The organism is Vibrio sp. 10N.222.55.B11, from assembly GCF_041473705.1.
Lineage (GTDB): Bacteria > Pseudomonadota > Gammaproteobacteria > Enterobacterales > Vibrionaceae > Vibrio > Vibrio crassostreae_C.
In genome coordinates this window covers 1-529 of the sequence record NZ_JBFRST010000132.1, presented here as the reverse complement: position 1 = coordinate 529, position 529 = coordinate 1, and the positions used below count along the sequence as shown (strand labels likewise).

Sequence of the window (529 nt, the reverse complement as noted above, 5' to 3'; positions counted from 1 at the left end):
AGTACCGTCGATACCGTGGCTGCTGCCCGCACGGCTATGCTGCATACCAAGGGAACGGGCGGACTGTTTAATCAAGCGCGCTTTGATGGGGTTACCGATGATGTAAAACTTCAACAAGAGGAAGCGCAGAAGCCCATCATCAAACCTGAGCCGATGATTGAAATGACCGTCAATTCGCAGGTAGAAAAGGAGATCACTAGACCCGAAAGGACGGAATACGTCACCTCCGACCAAGCCTATCCTGCGGTGCCAAGATACACACAAAATTCGAAAGAATAATACTTAACTAGGTGCATAAAAAAGAACTTTATGCACCGCCTAAATACTGGTATTATGATCAGGTATCTAAAGGGAGAATGACCATGAAAACAGTCTTACCATTACTGCTGCTTACCTGTGCGAGCGTGCAAGCTCAACCCCACTCTCCCGAGCTCACTCAACTGCTGAGCGAGATACACGAGCAGTACAATAGTCCCACGCTGATGAACATAGATAAGAAAGATATGGCAGACATCACCAAACTGCCCTA

The 529-nt window shown here is 47.4% G+C and carries 1 protein-coding gene; it reads left to right on the top strand.

The genetic code is table 11. The features are described 5' to 3' along the window. The coding region (locus tag AB4503_RS25325; protein WP_372115909.1) for a hypothetical protein at nucleotides 1-279 on the top strand (279 nt) is incomplete at its 5' end. Nucleotides 280-529: the final 250 nt, after the last annotated feature.